Source organism: Streptomyces sp. NRRL WC-3626, from assembly GCF_000718785.1.
GTDB classification, from domain to species: Bacteria; Actinomycetota; Actinomycetes; order Streptomycetales; family Streptomycetaceae; genus Streptomyces; species Streptomyces edwardsiae.
In genome coordinates, this window is sequence record NZ_JOCA01000009.1 from 1 (window position 1) to 13448 (window position 13448).

Annotated in this window: 16 protein-coding genes and 1 pseudogene; 10 read left to right on the forward strand and 7 right to left on the reverse strand. The window is 70.5% G+C overall.

Annotated elements, in window-relative coordinates:
* Positions 1 to 301: 301 nt before the first annotated feature.
* Complete coding sequence (locus IF28_RS0115740; RefSeq protein WP_030219793.1) at positions 302 to 1177, forward strand: DUF4097 family beta strand repeat-containing protein; 876 nt, start codon at positions 302 to 304, stop codon at positions 1175 to 1177.
* A gap of 1 nt (position 1178) precedes the next feature.
* Positions 1179 to 2267: a PadR family transcriptional regulator gene (locus tag IF28_RS0115745; protein ID WP_030219796.1), complete on the forward strand. Its 1089-nt coding sequence runs from the start codon at positions 1179 to 1181 to the stop codon at positions 2265 to 2267.
* 7 nt (positions 2268 to 2274) lie between these two features.
* On the opposite strand, the gene IF28_RS0115750 is transcribed toward IF28_RS0115745, so the two are convergent.
* From IF28_RS0115750 to IF28_RS0115765, 4 genes are all read right to left on the reverse strand, one after another.
* Entirely contained in the window at positions 2275 to 2838 is a 564-nt protein-coding gene (locus IF28_RS0115750; protein ID WP_030219799.1) for a Clp protease N-terminal domain-containing protein, read from the reverse strand.
* Positions 2838 to 3047, reverse strand: coding sequence for an HTH domain-containing protein (locus IF28_RS0115755; RefSeq protein ID WP_030219802.1), 210 nt, complete (start codon positions 3045 to 3047; stop codon positions 2838 to 2840). The genes IF28_RS0115750 and IF28_RS0115755 overlap by 1 nt, the downstream gene beginning before the upstream one ends.
* Positions 3048 to 3151: 104 nt before the next feature.
* Entirely contained in the window at positions 3152 to 4117 is a 966-nt protein-coding gene (locus IF28_RS0115760) for a zinc-binding dehydrogenase (protein WP_030219805.1), read from the reverse strand.
* 141 nt (positions 4118 to 4258) lie between these two features.
* Entirely contained in the window at positions 4259 to 5497 is a 1239-nt protein-coding gene (locus IF28_RS0115765) for an NAD(P)-dependent malic enzyme (RefSeq protein WP_030219808.1), read from the reverse strand.
* A 580-nt stretch (positions 5498 to 6077) separates the two neighbouring features.
* Between IF28_RS0115765 and IF28_RS0115770 the strand changes: the two genes are divergently transcribed.
* From IF28_RS0115770 to IF28_RS0115780, 3 genes are read left to right on the forward strand one after another with little or no spacing between them, the layout of a single operon-like run.
* The gene (locus IF28_RS0115770) at positions 6078 to 7040 is read left to right on the forward strand and encodes an ABC transporter substrate-binding protein (RefSeq protein WP_030219811.1); all 963 of its coding nucleotides are present in this window, start codon (positions 6078 to 6080) and stop codon (positions 7038 to 7040) included.
* A gap of 36 nt (positions 7041 to 7076) precedes the next feature.
* Positions 7077 to 8015: an amino acid ABC transporter permease gene (locus tag IF28_RS0115775; protein ID WP_030219814.1), complete on the forward strand. Its 939-nt coding sequence runs from the start codon at positions 7077 to 7079 to the stop codon at positions 8013 to 8015.
* Complete coding sequence (locus tag IF28_RS0115780) at positions 8012 to 8821, forward strand: amino acid ABC transporter ATP-binding protein (protein WP_051713763.1); 810 nt, start codon at positions 8012 to 8014, stop codon at positions 8819 to 8821. The genes IF28_RS0115775 and IF28_RS0115780 overlap by 4 nt, the downstream gene beginning before the upstream one ends.
* A 62-nt stretch (positions 8822 to 8883) precedes the next feature.
* Here the strand turns inward: IF28_RS0115780 and IF28_RS0115785 are convergent, their stop codons facing one another.
* Entirely contained in the window at positions 8884 to 9654 is a 771-nt protein-coding gene (locus IF28_RS0115785; RefSeq protein ID WP_030219819.1) for a class I SAM-dependent methyltransferase, read from the reverse strand.
* 100 nt (positions 9655 to 9754) lie between these two features.
* Here IF28_RS0115785 and IF28_RS0115790 point away from each other — a divergent pair, with 100 nt between their 5' ends.
* Positions 9755 to 10411: a CGNR zinc finger domain-containing protein gene (locus IF28_RS0115790; RefSeq protein ID WP_030219828.1), complete on the forward strand. Its 657-nt coding sequence runs from the start codon at positions 9755 to 9757 to the stop codon at positions 10409 to 10411.
* A gap of 65 nt (positions 10412 to 10476) precedes the next feature.
* Here the strand turns inward: IF28_RS0115790 and sodX are convergent.
* Positions 10477 to 10728: pseudogene (gene sodX, locus IF28_RS39855) on the reverse strand (nickel-type superoxide dismutase maturation protease); the annotation flags it as partial.
* A gap of 146 nt (positions 10729 to 10874) precedes the next feature.
* Here sodX and sodN point away from each other — a divergent pair.
* From sodN to IF28_RS0115810, 4 genes are all read left to right on the forward strand, one after another.
* The gene (gene sodN / locus IF28_RS0115795) at positions 10875 to 11270 is read left to right on the forward strand and encodes a superoxide dismutase, Ni (RefSeq protein WP_030219831.1); all 396 of its coding nucleotides are present in this window, start codon (positions 10875 to 10877) and stop codon (positions 11268 to 11270) included.
* A 139-nt stretch (positions 11271 to 11409) separates the two neighbouring features.
* On the forward strand, positions 11410 to 11832 hold the full coding sequence (locus IF28_RS0115800) for a helix-turn-helix domain-containing protein (protein WP_030219833.1): 423 nt from the start codon (positions 11410 to 11412) through the stop codon (positions 11830 to 11832).
* A gap of 9 nt (positions 11833 to 11841) precedes the next feature.
* Positions 11842 to 12270 carry a VOC family protein gene (locus IF28_RS0115805; protein ID WP_030219836.1) on the forward strand — a complete coding sequence of 143 codons (429 nt, stop codon included), beginning with the start codon at positions 11842 to 11844 and terminating at the stop codon, positions 12268 to 12270.
* Positions 12267 to 13013 carry a VOC family protein gene (locus tag IF28_RS0115810; RefSeq protein WP_030219839.1) on the forward strand — a complete coding sequence of 249 codons (747 nt, stop codon included), beginning with the start codon at positions 12267 to 12269 and terminating at the stop codon, positions 13011 to 13013. The genes IF28_RS0115805 and IF28_RS0115810 overlap by 4 nt, the downstream gene beginning before the upstream one ends.
* Before the next feature lie 218 nt (positions 13014 to 13231).
* On the opposite strand, the gene IF28_RS0115815 is transcribed toward IF28_RS0115810, so the two are convergent.
* On the reverse strand, positions 13232 to 13423 hold the full coding sequence (locus IF28_RS0115815) for a hypothetical protein (protein WP_030219842.1): 192 nt from the start codon (positions 13421 to 13423) through the stop codon (positions 13232 to 13234).
* Between the last annotated feature and the right edge of the window lie 25 nt (positions 13424 to 13448).

A 13448-nucleotide genomic window follows, 5' to 3' on the forward strand; every position in this document is an offset into this window, starting at 1 on the left:
CCGCCCTCCGCCCTCCGCCCTCCGCCCTCCGCGGGCAATCGTGCCGCAGGGCGGCACGGGTGGGCGCGACGGCACCCCGTAAGCGCCGGGCCGCGCGAACACCCCCCGCCCAGCACCCGCGCCCCCGCAGGGCGACCGCACCCCGGGGCAACACAAGCGCGTCGGCACCCGCACAAGCGTCGGCCGACACCGGCCACAAACCCCCCGCTTCACCCCATCGAGTGTCTTGACTTTCCCCTCCCGCGATATATCGTGAATCACGTACAGACGCGATATGCCGCGTCCTCAGCAGGAGGCCCCCATGACCGAGTGGACCGTCGCGCACCCCACAAAGCTCACCTTCGACACCCCCGTCACGGACCTCCACGTCCGCGTCGTCAACGGCACGGTGAACATCGTCGGCACCGACGCCCCCGAGGCCCACCTCCAGGTCTCCGACATAGACGGCCCGCCCCTCACCGTCACCCACCACAGCGGCACCCTCACGGTCGCCTACGAAGACCTCCCCTGGAAGGGCTTCCTCAAGTGGCTCGACCGCAAGGGCTGGCGCCGCAGCGCGGTGGTCTCCCTCGCCGTCCCCGCCCAGACCCGCGTAGAGGTGGGCGTGGTCGGCGCCGCCGCCGTCCTCTCCGGCATCCAGGCCCCCGCCGCGGTGAAGGGGGTCGCCGGCGACACCACCCTCGTCGCCCTCTCCGGCCCGGTCCGCGCGGACACCGTGTCCGGCAGCGTGGAGGCCCAGTCCGTCACGGGCGACCTGCGCTTCGCCTCCGTCTCCGGCGACCTCACCGTCGTCGAGGGCTCCGGCTCCTCCGTACGGGCGGACACCGTCAGCGGATCGATGATCGTGGACCTCGACCCCGGCGGCCCCACCGACGTCCGGCTGACCAGCGTCTCGGGTGAGATAGCCATTCGCCTGCCGGACCCGGCCGACGCCGAGGTCGAGGCCAACACCGCGAGCGGCGCCATCTCCAACGCCTTCGACGACCTCCGGGTCCAGGGCCAGTGGGGCGCCCACAAGCTCACCGGCCGCCTGGGCACCGGCAGCGGCAAACTGCGCGCCACCACCGTCTCGGGCTCCATCGCCCTGCTGCGCCGCCCGGCCGCGGCAGCCGGGGAGCCCGAACCGCGGCCCGGCTCGGGAGACAATGCCGGTACGACCGACAAGAAGGTGCTCTGACATGCCCCCCGTCTTCGCCCACGGACGCCTCCGCCTGTACCTGCTGAAGCTGCTGGACGAGGCCCCGCGCCACGGCTACGAGGTGATCCGCCTCCTGGAGGAGCGCTTCCAGGGGCTGTACGCGCCCTCGGCGGGCACGGTCTACCCGCGCCTGGCCAAGCTGGAGGCGGAGGGTCTGGTCACCCACACCACCGAGGGCGGCCGCAAGGTGTACTCCATCACCGACGCCGGCCGCGCCGAACTGGCCGACCGCAGCGGCGAACTGGCCGATCTGGAACTGGAGATCCGGGAGTCCGTCGCCGAACTGGCCGCGGAGATCCGCGCCGACGTCAGCGGGGCGGCGGGCGATCTGCGCCGCGAGATGCGGGCCGCCGCCGGCCAGGCCCGCCAGAGCCGTACGGGCGGGACGTCCGGCGCTGAGGAGGGTGCCTTCGGCGACTTCACGATGTTCGGCGACAAGGACGCCTGGCGCGCCGCCAAGGAGGAGATGCGCCGAGCCAAGCAGGAGTGGAAGGAACAGGCCCGGCGCGCCAAGGACGAGAGCCGCCGCTCCCGCGAGGAGGCCCAGCGCGCCCGCCGCCAGGCCAAGGAGGCCCAGGACAGGGCGCAGGAGGAGGTGCAGCGCGTCGTGCGGCAGGTCCAGGAACAGGTGCAGGGCCACTTCGCCCGGGGCGACTGGCCGACCGGACTGCGTGAGGGCCTGGGCGAACTGGCCAAGGAGATGAGCGAGTTCGGCAAGGACTTCGCCTTCGGCCGCACCGGCACGGGAAGCCCCGGAACGGCAGGCACCGGCACGGGAAGCCCCGGCAAGACGTCCGGGCCGTCATACTCCGACACGCCCGAGGACTTCCCCGCCGGCTACACCCCGGCCTGGGCGCACGAGGACGCCGCGGAGTCCACCGGTGACCCGGCCCGTGACCTGGACCGGCTGCTGGACCGCTTCCGGGACGACATCCGGGACGCGGCCCGCGACCAGGGAGTCACCACCGCCCAGCTCCGCGACGCCCGTCGCCATCTGTCCACGGCGGCGGCCCACATCGGGGTGATACTCCGCGCCCCGCACGCGGGGCCGCCCACCGGGAAGGACTGATCCGGCGTCAGCCCGCCTTGGCGTCGCCGCTCCCGTACAGCACGCGGGTGACGGACTCATAGGTCACCCCGTGGTCGGCGAGGACCTCGGCGGGCACACCGGGGCGGGCGGTGAGGGCGAGCAGGATGTGCTCGTCGCCGATATGGCGGTCCCTGCGGGCCACGGCGACCCGCAGGGCCCTTTCGAGTACGTCCTTGGCGCCCCGGCCGAAGCTGCGGCGCCCCGACCACCGGCCCTTGTCCCCGCGGTCGCCGGACATCGCCCCGACGCCATGGGTCTCCTCCACCCTGGCGACGATCTCCGAGACGTCGATCCCCAGTCCGGCGAGGGCGTCGGACTCGGCCTGCGACAGACCGGCCCGGCGCCGGGCCTCGTCCAGCGCCCGCCGTACGGACTCCCCCCGCTCGTCCACACCGAGCGCCGCCAGCGCGAAGGACGCGCGGCTCGCCCGGCGCTCCAGCAGGGCGCGCAGGAGATGCTCGGCGTCGACGGTCCCCGTCCGCGCCCCGTCGGCGTACTCGACCGCCCCCTTCACCACATCACGGGCGTCCTTCGTGAACCGCTCGAACATCAATGCCTCCCGTACTTCTTGTGCACGGCCTGCCTGCTGACCCCGAGTTCGGTCGCGATCTCCTGCCACGACCAGCCCTGATGGCGCGCGTTGCGCACCTGCACGGTCTCCAGTTGCTCCAGCAGCCGGCGCAGGGCGGCGACGGCCCGCAGGCCGACCCGTGGGTCACGGTCGCCCGCGCGCTCGGCGAGGTCGGTTGCCTCAGTCATGATGTCAACGTAAGTTGACGAGGGCGGCATGTCAACCCCAGTTGACATGCCGACGGCCGGCCCGGAGACCCGGACCGGCCGTGCGAGCCTTCTCGGCCCCTCCGTCAGGGACTGGTGAGCACGATCTTGCCGAACTGCCCGCCGGACTCCATCCGTTCGAAGCCCTCCCGTGCCCGGTCCAGGGGCAGCACCTCGTCGATGACGGGACGTACGCCCGTGGCGGCGCAGAAGGAGAGGAGGTCCTCCAGCTCGTCCTTGGTGCCCATGGTCGACCCGACGACCTTGAGCTCCAGGAAGAAGATCCGGGTCAGCTCGGCGTGCGGGGGCCGGTCACCGCTGGTGGCGCCGGAGATCACCAGCGTGCCGCCGGGACGCAGCGACTTCACCGAGTGGGACCAGGTGGCGGCGCCCACGGTCTCGATGACCGCGTCGACCCGCTGTGGCAGCCTCGCCCCGGTCTCCACGGCCTCCACGGCCCCGAGTTCGAGCGCGCGCTTGCGCTTGGCCTCGTCCCGGCTGGTGGCGAAGACCCGCAGCCCCGCCGCCTTGCCGAGCACGATCGCGGCGGTGGCGACACCGCCCCCGGCTCCCTGCACCAGCACCGAGTCCCCGGGCCGTACCCCGGCGTTGGTGAACAGCATCCGGTACGCGGTCAGCCAGGCGGTCGGCAGACAGGCGGCCTCCTCGAAGGAGAGCTCCTTCGGCTTGGGCAGCAGGTTCCAGGTGGGCACGGCGACCTGCTCGGCGAAGGTGCCCGGATAGCGCTCGGTGAGGATGGACCGGGGCTCACGGGGACCCACGCCGTGCCCGCTCTGGCCGATCACGGAGTGCAGGACGACCTCGTTGCCGTCCTCGTCGACGCCTGCGGCGTCGCAGCCGAGGATCATCGGCAGCTTGTCCTCCGCGAGGCCGACGCCCCGCAGGGACCAGAGGTCATGGTGGTTGAGGGAGGCGGCCTTGACCGTGACGGTGCTCCAGCCGGGCCGGGACTCGGGAGCGGGACGCTCTCCCGACTCCAGACCCGTGAGCGGCTGGTCGCGGTCGATTCGGGCGGCGTAGACGGCGAACATGACCTTGACGATAGGTTCCCCGCCCCGCCGAAGGAACCAGGCCCCACTGTGAGACACGCCCTCTTGCCACCGGGCACACCGGCGAAAGACGGCCGGCCCCGCCCCACCGGGGGGACGGGGCCGGCCGGCGGTCCACGCGCTTCAGCGGCGGGCGACACCCTCCGCACGGGCGGCCGCGGCCACCGCGGCCGTCACCGCGGGGGCGACCCGCTCGTCGAACGGGGACGGGATGACGTAGTCGGCGGCGAGATCGTCGCCCACCACCGAGGCCAGCGCCTCGGCCGCCGCCAGCTTCATCCCCTCGGTGATCCGGGAGGCGCGCACCTGCAGCGCGCCCGCGAAGATGCCGGGGAACGCCAGGACGTTGTTGATCTGGTTCGGGAAGTCCGACCGCCCGGTGGCCACGACCGCCGCGTACTTGTGCGCGATCTCCGGGTGCACCTCGGGGTTCGGGTTGGCCATGGCGAAGACGAACGCGCCCTCGGCCATCGACGCCACCGCCGGCTCCGGCACCGTACCGCCGGAGACGCCGATGAAGACGTCGGCGCCGGACAGAGCCGACTCCAGCGAACCGGAGATTCCGGCCTTGTTGGTGAAGGACGCCAGTTCCGTCTTGATCGGCGTGAGGTCCCCGCGGTCCCGCGAGACGACGCCCTTGCGGTCGGCCACGGCGACATCGCCGATACCGGCCTCGATCAGCATCTTGGCGATGGCGACACCCGCCGCTCCCGCGCCCGAGATCACGGCCCGCAGATCACCGAGCGGCCGCCCGCTCAGCCGCGCCGCGTTCCGCAGCGCCGCCAGCGTCACGACCGCCGTGCCGTGCTGGTCGTCGTGGAAGACCGGGATGTCCAGCCGCTCCTGCAGCCGCTTCTCGATCTCGAAGCAGCGGGGCGCCGAGATGTCCTCCAGGTTCACCCCGCCGAAGGACGGGGCGAGCCGGACCACGGTCTCGACGATCTCGTCCACATCGGTGCAGGCCAGCGCGATCGGGACCGCGTCCACACCGCCGAACTGCTTGAAGAGGATGGCCTTGCCCTCCATCACCGGGAGGGACGCCTCGGGTCCGATGTCACCGAGGCCCAGCACGGCCGTACCGTCCGTCACGACGGCGACGACCTGCGACTTCCACGTGTAGTCGTGGACGAGGTCCGGCTGCTCGGCGATCGCGCTGCACACCTTCGCGACGCCGGGCGTGTACGCCAGGGACAGATCGTCCTTGTCGCGGATCGGCACGGTGGCCTGCACAGCCATCTTGCCGCCGCGGTGCAGCGCGAACGCCGGGTCGAAGGAGTCAAGGGGCTCTGCCCCGTCACCCTGCTCCGTACGACCGGTCCGGCTTTCGCTGTCGCTGCGAGGATTGACAATCTCCGCTGCCACTTGGTTTTACCCCTTAAGTGTTCATGGTTTGAGGGTTGCCACTCCTGGTGAGGGGTGGGCGGGACCGCGCAAGGCCCGGAGGGATGATGCGTACGGGCCGAACACGACGGGCACGCCGCACACGCGCCCTGTGCCCCGGATGAGGGGTGTGAGGAACCTTCTTACCGGACGGACGCCGTCGGCGACGAGTCCATAACGCGAAGGTCACATGCCGCCGCTCTGAATTGTCGCTCCATATCAGGACAAGGGACCGAGGGGCTACGAGCAAGCCCACAAAAACGACAAAAACCTCGGCAGGTGCGTCCACATCCTGGAATGAGCCGCAGATCTTCCGGCCAGAGCGGCCGAATCCCGCAGACTCTTCGGCCGGATGTCCCGGAGTGGTGTGGTTCGGGTACGACCCGTTATCCGATTTTGACATCACGGGCCCCCTGAATGGCTCAGACCGAATGGCAAGATGCCGTAATCGCACGAGGTCGCGACACTCGAAGGCGTGTGTTCCCGTCGACCTGCGGCGCCGCCGGTACCCATCGGCGGCCCACCCATCGGCATCTCCACCCATCCGCCGGAGGAACCCACCATGACCGCAAGCACCACCCGTCGTACCACCGCCGCGCGCTCCCGTCTTGCGGCGGTCGGCGCGATCGCGGTCGCAGGCACACTGCTTCTCACCGGCTGCGGTGACCAGACGAAGGACAAGGGCGCCGGCGACTCGACGTCCGAGAGCAAGGCCCCGCTGGCCGACAAGCTTCCCCAGGCGATCCGCGACAAGGGCGTCATCAAGGTCGGTTCGGACATCGCCTACGCGCCGGTCGAGTTCAAGGACGACTCCGGCAAGGTGGTCGGCATCGACCCCGACATCGCGGCCGCGATGGGCAAGCAGCTCGGCGTGACCTTCGAGTTCGAGAACGCCACCTTCGACACGCTCGTCGGCGGTCTCGCCTCCAAGCGCTACAACGTGGCGATGTCGGCGATGACCGACACCAAGGACCGGCAGGAAGGCATCGACGGCGACACCGGCAAGAAGGTCGGCGCGGGTGTCGACTTCGTCGACTACTTCACCGCGGGCGTCTCGCTGTACACCAACAAGGGCGAGGACCAGGGGATCAAGACCTGGGACGACCTCTGCGGCAAGACCATGGCCGTACAGCGCAACACCTTCTCGCACGACCTCGCCAAGGACCAGGCGAAGAAGTGCACGGACGCCGGCGAGCAGACCCTCAAGATCGAGCCCTTCGACACCAACCCCGAGGCCGAGACCCGGATGCGCTCCAAGGGCGCGGACGTCGTCTCCGCCGACTTCCCGATCGCCGCGTACTCCGTGAAGAACTCCGGCGGCGGCAAGTACTTCGAGGTCGTCGGCGACCAGGTCGAGGCGGGCCCGTACGGCATCGCCGTCGCCAAGGGCAACGACGAACTGCGCGACGCGCTGCAGGCCGCCGTCCAGGCCATCATCGACAACGGCGAGTACCAGAAGATCGTCGAGAAGTGGGGCGTCGCGGACGGCGCGATCACCGAGGCCAAGATCAACGGCGGTTCCTGAACCCCCGGTTCGACTCGGCTCTGAAAGGCTCCACCCGTGACTGTTGACGTCAACAAGACGGACGGTCCCGGCGCGACGCCCGCTGCCGGGCCGGAGGCCATCAAGGCCATTCCGGTCCGGCACCCCGGGCGGTACGTGTCGGCGGCCGTCGCACTCGCCCTGCTGGGCGCGGTCGTCTACGCCTTCGCGCAGGCCAAGATCAACTGGGGCGCGATCCCCGACTACTTCTTCGACGACCGGATCCTGCACGGTGTCGGCAACACCCTGCTCTTGACCGTCCTGTCGATGGTGATCGGCATCGCCGGCGGCATCCTGCTCGCCGTGATGCGCCTGTCGAAGAACCCGGTGACCTCGTCACTCGCCTGGTTCTACATCTGGTTCTTCCGCGGCACCCCGGTCCTGGTCCAGCTCTTCGTCTGGTTCAACCTCGGCCTGGTCTTCGAGTACATCAACCTCGGCCCGATCTACAAGGACTACTGGGCGTCGTTCATGACGCCGTTGCTGACGGCGCTGCTCGGCCTGGGTCTCAACGAGGCCGCCTACATGTCCGAGATCTGCCGGGCCGGCCTGCTCTCGGTCGACGAGGGCCAGACCGAGGCGTCGCACGCCCTCGGCATGAGCCACACCAAGACGCTGCGCCGGATCGTCGTTCCGCAGGCGATGCGGGTGATCGTGCCGCCCACCGGCAACGAGGTCATCAACATGCTGAAGACGACCTCGCTCGTCTCGGCAGTGCAGTTCGCCGACCTCTTCCAGGAAGCCAAGGACATCGGCCAGAACTCGGGCTCACCGGTGGAGATGTACTTCCTCGCCGCCGCCTGGTACCTGATCATGACCTCCATCCTGAGCGTGGGCCAGTACTACGTCGAGCGTCACTACGCCCGCGGAGCGGTCCGTACGCTGCCGCCGACGCCCCTGCAGCGGCTGAAGGCCGCCTTCCTCCCGACGCGCCGCCCGAAGGGAGGCATCGCATGACCGAGAAGCCGAGCAAGACCGACGGTGCCCGCGTGCGGGACTCCTCCGTCCCCATGGTCAAGGCGGAGGGCGTCCACAAGTCCTTCGGCGCCGTGGAGGTCCTCCAGGGCATCGACCTGGAGGTGAAGTCCGGCGAGGTGTTCTGCCTCATCGGCCCCTCCGGCTCCGGCAAGTCCACCTTCCTCAGGTGTATCAACCACCTCGAGAAGATCAACGCCGGGCGTCTTTACGTCGACGGTGATCTGGTCGGCTACCGCCAGAAGGGTGACAAGCTCTACGAGCTGAAGGACAGTGAGGTCGCCCTCAAGCGCCGGGACATCGGCATGGTCTTCCAGCGCTTCAACCTGTTCCCGCACATGACGGCCGTCGAGAACGTCATGGAGGCGCCGGTCCAGGTCAAAGGCGTGAGCAAGGCACAGGCCAAGGAGCGGGCGATGCGGCTCCTGGAGCGCGTGGGCCTCGGCGACAAGGCCCGGAACTACCCCTCGCAGCTCTCCGGCGGCCAGCAGCAGCGCGTCGCGATCGCGCGGGCGCTCGCCATGGACCCGAAGCTGATGCTCTTCGACGAGCCGACCTCGGCGCTCGACCCGGAGCTGGTCGGTGACGTCCTCGACGTCATGCGCGACCTCGCCGAGTCCGGTATGACGATGGTCGTCGTCACCCACGAGATGGGCTTCGCGCGCGAGGTGGGCGACAGCCTGGTCTTCATGGACGGCGGTGTGGTGGTCGAGTCGGGCAACCCGCGCGACGTGCTGACCGACCCGCAGCACGAGCGCACGAAGGCGTTCCTGTCCAAGGTGCTCTGAGCGCGGTCCCGCACATGGGCGAGGGGCGGTACGGATTCCCCGTACCGCCCCTCGCCCATGTGCTACTTCAGTGCCAGCAGCAGGGTGTCCGACGGCGAGCACCACACCGGCCGTGCCTCGCCGAACCCCTTCTCGCGCAGCACGCGCGCATGCCACGCCGGGGCCGGCATGTCGCCGTCGGCGTGCTCGCCGTAGATCTCGAAGCGGCGGGCCGTGGGCCCGGCGAGGACCGGGTCCTGCGCGGCGAGCTGCCACCAGTCGGCCCAGTCGACGGCGCCGTCCGCCCTGGCCCGGTCCATGTGCGCGTGGCGCAGCGCCCGTTCCGCCGCGTTGATCCGGGGCGTGGTGTCGTCGATCATGTGGTCCGCGTTCATGAAGACACCGCCGTCGCGGACGAGCCCCGCGATGTGCCCGTAGAGGTCCGCGAGAGGTTCCCGGTGCAGCCAGTGGAGGGCGGTCGCGGTCAGGACGGCGTCGTAGGAGTCGTACGGCAGCTTCGCCGGCCACTCGGGGTCCTTGAGGTCGGCCGTCACGAAGGAGACCCGGTCGTCCCCCGCGAAGGTGCCCTCGGCGATGGCGAGCAGCGCCGGGTCCAGGTCGACGCCGGTGCTGGTGGCGTCCGGGAACCGGTCGAACAGCCGGGCGGTGATGCTGCCCGTGCCGCAGGCGAGGTCGAGCACGCGCGGCGCGGTGCCGACGAGGGCCTCCACCATGTCGAGCATGATCCGGAAGCGTTCCTCACGGTCCGGCATGTACCACTCCTGCTGCCGGTCCCAGCTCTCCTGCCAGGCCTGCCAGTCGGTGGCCGCCGTGGTGGTGTCCGCGTCCGTCATGGAGCGCCTCCCTCGCAAACGTCCCGTAATACCCTGGGTGCGGAATCGTCCATTACAAGACCGCGCTCCTGACGATAGATCCCCTGCGTAAGGACTACAAGTGGAACTGGCCTATTACTCCGATTACGCCGTACGCCTCGTCAACACCGAGGAACCGGCCCGGGGGAAGGACGCGCTGACCTCGGTGGAGGCCGTACGGGATCTGTTCGGCTCGAACCAGTCGGCCGCCCGGCGCGCCGCCGACGCCGATGTGACCCGGTTCCGCTCGGTCCGGGCCCGGCTGCGCTCGGTGTTCGAGGCGGCGGACGGCGGCGACGAGACCCTCGCGGTCGACCTGCTGAACTCCCTGCTGCTGGAGTTCCCGGTCAGCCCGCAGATCTCCGGCCACGACTTCCGTGACGACGACGGCCGCCCGCTGTGGCACATGCACCTCGCCGACCACCCGTCCAACGCGACCGCCGGCTATGCCGCCATCGCCGCGATGGGCCTGGCCTTCCACCTCACCGAGTTCGGCGTCGACCGCCTCGGTCTGTGCGAGGCGGCGCCGTGCCGCAACGCCTACCTGGACACCTCGACCAACCGCTCCCGCCGCTACTGCTCCGACCGCTGCGCCACCCGCGCCAACGTGGCCGCCTACCGCGCCCGCAAACGCCTGGAGGCCGACCGGCCGGAGAGGGAGAGCACGGGCCGGGCCGAGGACAGCACCCAGCCGGCCACGGCCAGCGGTGAACGCCTCCCGGAGCCGCGCGGCCGGTAGCGGAAGCGGACCCGGCCGAGCACCAGCTCGTCCGGCACCACCCCGTAGTCGGTGCTGTCGCCGCCCGCGAACCTGTTGTCCCCGAGCACCCACCATCCTCCGTCGCGCCGCTCGGCGGCCCGCTTGACGACGAGCAGGTCCTGCTGGAACGGATGCCGCAGCACGATCACGTCCCCGCTCTTCACCCGGGCCCCGTAGTGCACCAGGAGCCGGTCCCCGTGGTGCAGCGTGGGCACCATGGACGGCCCGGTCACCTCGGCCACCCCGAAGGGCAGCGGCGCCCTCGCCCGTTCGGCGTCCTGCGACAGCTCCGGCATCACCCGGCACCTCCCCGGTTCGTCCTCCACCAGTCTCAGTCTCACCCCGGACTTTTGTCCTAAGCCCGCGGGGGCACCCGCGAAAAGCCGTCCGCCACGGAGTAATGTCCAGTGTGAGAAGACGATCACGAGGAAGGAAACGCTCCATGCTTTCCCGCCTGTTTGCCCCCAAGGTCAAGGTCAGCGCCCACTGCGACCTGCCCTGCGGCGTGTACGACCCGGCCCAGGCCCGCATCGAGGCGGAGTCGGTGAAGGCCGTCCAGGAGAAGATGGCCGGCAACGACGACCCGCACTTCCAGGCCCGCGCCACGGTCATCAAGGAGCAGCGCGCCGAGCTGGCGAAGCACCACGTCTCCGTGCTGTGGAGCGACTACTTCAAGCCCCCGCACTTCGAGAAGTACCCGGAGCTGCATCAGCTGGTCAACGACACCCTGAAGGCCCTCTCGGCCGCCAAGGCGTCGACGGACCCGGCGACCGGCCAGAAGGCCCTGGACTACATCGCCCAGGTCGACAAGATCTTCTGGGAGACGAAGAAGGCCTGATCCGCGCCACGACCGGCGATCGGTGCACCATCGCGGGTCCGCGGACATCCCGAAGGGTCCCGTGCCGCATCGTGCGGCCGGGGCCCTTCGGCGTCTGCCGGACGGCTCCCCTGTCACACGGCCGTGGGAGGCTGGACGGATGGAGCTGGAGGATCTGGTGCGGTTGCGGCGGGCCCGGGACCGGATGGACCGGGAGTACGCCGAGCCGCTCGATGTCGCGGAGCTGGCGCGGACCGCGTTGATGTCGGCCGGGCACTTCCAGCGGAGTTTCCGGGCGGCGTACGGACAGACGCCGTACGCCTATCTGATGACCCGGCGTATCGAGCGGGCCAAGGCGTTGCTGCGGCGGGGGGATCTCTCGGTGACGGAGGTGTGCCTCGCGGTGGGGTGCACGTCGCTGGGGTCGTTCAGCTCGCGGTTCACCGAGCTGGTCGGGGAGACGCCGAGCGCGTACCGGGCGCGGTCGCACGAGGAGAGCGCGGTCATTCCGCCGTGCGTGGCGCGGATGTACACCCGGCCTGTCCGGGGCAAGCCGCGGGTCGATCCGAGCGAAACCTTTTAGCGTGGGTCCATGGACACAGGAAACGATGTACGGCTCGCGCAGTGTTTCATCGCCGTCGACGACCACGACAAGGCGCTGGCCTTCTACCGTGACGTGCTGGGGCTCGAGGTCCGTAACGACGTGGGGTTCGAGGGGATGCGCTGGGTGACGGTCGCCTCGCCGGAGCAGCCGGACGTGGAGATCGTCCTGGAGCCGCCCGCCGCGAACCCGGACGCCTCCCCCGGCGACCGGCAGGCGATGGCCGAGCTGCTGGCCAAGGGCATGCTGCGCGGGGTCAACTTCACCACCACCGACTGCGACGCCCTCTTCGAGCGCGTCCGTGAGGCCGGTGTGGATGTGCTCCAGGAGCCGGTGGACCAGCCGTACGGGGTACGTGACTGCGCGTTCCGCGACCCGGCCGGGAACATGCTGCGCTTCATGGAACGGCCCCGTCGGTGAACGTCCGCTGGACGTACGCGTTCATCGACCGGCCGGCTTCCGGGGCCGGTCGGGCGGGTGGGTTCTGGACGGCTGTCACGGGGACGCGGCTGTCCGAACCCAGCGGTGATCACGGGGAGTTCACGACCCTGCTGGCGGAGGGTGCGGACGCCTGCGTGGGGATGCAGCGGATCGTGTCCGGGCCGGGCGGCGCTCATCTCGACTTCTCCGTGGACGACATACCGGGGTTCGTCGCGCACGCGTCGCGGCTGGGCGCGGAGACGGTCGCCGAGCACGAGGGGTGGGCCGTACTGCGGTCCCCGGCGGGGCAGCCGTTCTGTGCGTTGCCCTGGCGCGGGGAGTCGGTGCGGCCGCCCGTCACCTACGGCAGCCGCCTCGACCAGGTGTGCCTCGATGTCCCGCCGTCCGCGTACGACGCCGAAGTCGCCTTCTGGAGCGAGCTGTTGTCCGACTGGGACTCCGTACCCGGTTCGCTCCCGGAGTTCCATGTGGTCAAGCCGCCGGCCGGGCTGCCCGTGCGCATCCTGCTCCAGCGGCTGGCGGCGGAGCGGCCGGTCTCCGCGCATCTGGACCTCGCCTGCGCCGACATCCGTGCCACCCGGACGCGGCACGAGGAGTCCGGCGCCGTGTTCGTGGCCGCGTTCGGCCACTGGACGGTGATGCGGGACCCGGCGGGCGGTACGTACTGTCTGACGGGCCGGGATCCGGATACGGGCGGCCTTCCGCGCCGGGCAGGTCCCTGACCCGGGCAGGCGGTGGCGATCACGCCGTCCTCGGCGTCCGGCGGGATCTCGGGGACCGGGCAGCGCGGGAGGGGGGCGGCCGGGCTCGGGTCCGTCCGCTCCCAGACCAGCGGCGCCGCAGGTTCCGTCTCCTCCTGCAGCCACAGGATCAGTCCGCCCCCGACGATCACGACGGCCGTCCAGATGCCCACGCCCCAACGCCATGCCATGCGACCACGCTAGCGCTCGGTGGCGGCCGCTTCCGTGGGCGCGGGTTCCTCCGCCTCGAGGTCCGGCGACTTCTCGCACTTCGGGTTGTGGCAGGGGCCGTGCTCCCACACCGGCACCCATGCGCCGAGCGTCTTGTGGCGCCGGACCACCGTCTCCACAGGCTGTCCGCAGGCGGGACAGACGGGCTGTTCACTGTCCATGCCCTCAGGGTAGGCCCGGAGCCGG

Coding starts and splice junctions, on each gene's coding strand:
- IF28_RS0115740 (WP_030219793.1), top strand. CDS start 302: ATGACCGAGTGGACCGTCGCGCACCCCACAAAGCTCACCTTCGACACC.
- IF28_RS0115745 (WP_030219796.1), top strand. CDS start 1,179: ATGCCCCCCGTCTTCGCCCACGGACGCCTCCGCCTGTACCTGCTGAAG.
- IF28_RS0115750 (WP_030219799.1), bottom strand. CDS start 2,838: ATGTTCGAGCGGTTCACGAAGGACGCCCGTGATGTGGTGAAGGGGGCG.
- IF28_RS0115755 (WP_030219802.1), bottom strand. CDS start 3,047: ATGACTGAGGCAACCGACCTCGCCGAGCGCGCGGGCGACCGTGACCCA.
- IF28_RS0115760 (WP_030219805.1), bottom strand. CDS start 4,117: ATGTTCGCCGTCTACGCCGCCCGAATCGACCGCGACCAGCCGCTCACG.
- IF28_RS0115770 (WP_030219811.1), top strand. CDS start 6,078: ATGACCGCAAGCACCACCCGTCGTACCACCGCCGCGCGCTCCCGTCTT.
- IF28_RS0115780 (WP_051713763.1), top strand. CDS start 8,012: ATGACCGAGAAGCCGAGCAAGACCGACGGTGCCCGCGTGCGGGACTCC.
- IF28_RS0115785 (WP_030219819.1), bottom strand. CDS start 9,654: ATGACGGACGCGGACACCACCACGGCGGCCACCGACTGGCAGGCCTGG.
- sodN (WP_030219831.1), top strand. CDS start 10,875: ATGCTTTCCCGCCTGTTTGCCCCCAAGGTCAAGGTCAGCGCCCACTGC.
- IF28_RS0115800 (WP_030219833.1), top strand. CDS start 11,410: ATGGAGCTGGAGGATCTGGTGCGGTTGCGGCGGGCCCGGGACCGGATG.
- IF28_RS0115805 (WP_030219836.1), top strand. CDS start 11,842: ATGGACACAGGAAACGATGTACGGCTCGCGCAGTGTTTCATCGCCGTC.
- IF28_RS0115815 (WP_030219842.1), bottom strand. CDS start 13,423: ATGGACAGTGAACAGCCCGTCTGTCCCGCCTGCGGACAGCCTGTGGAG.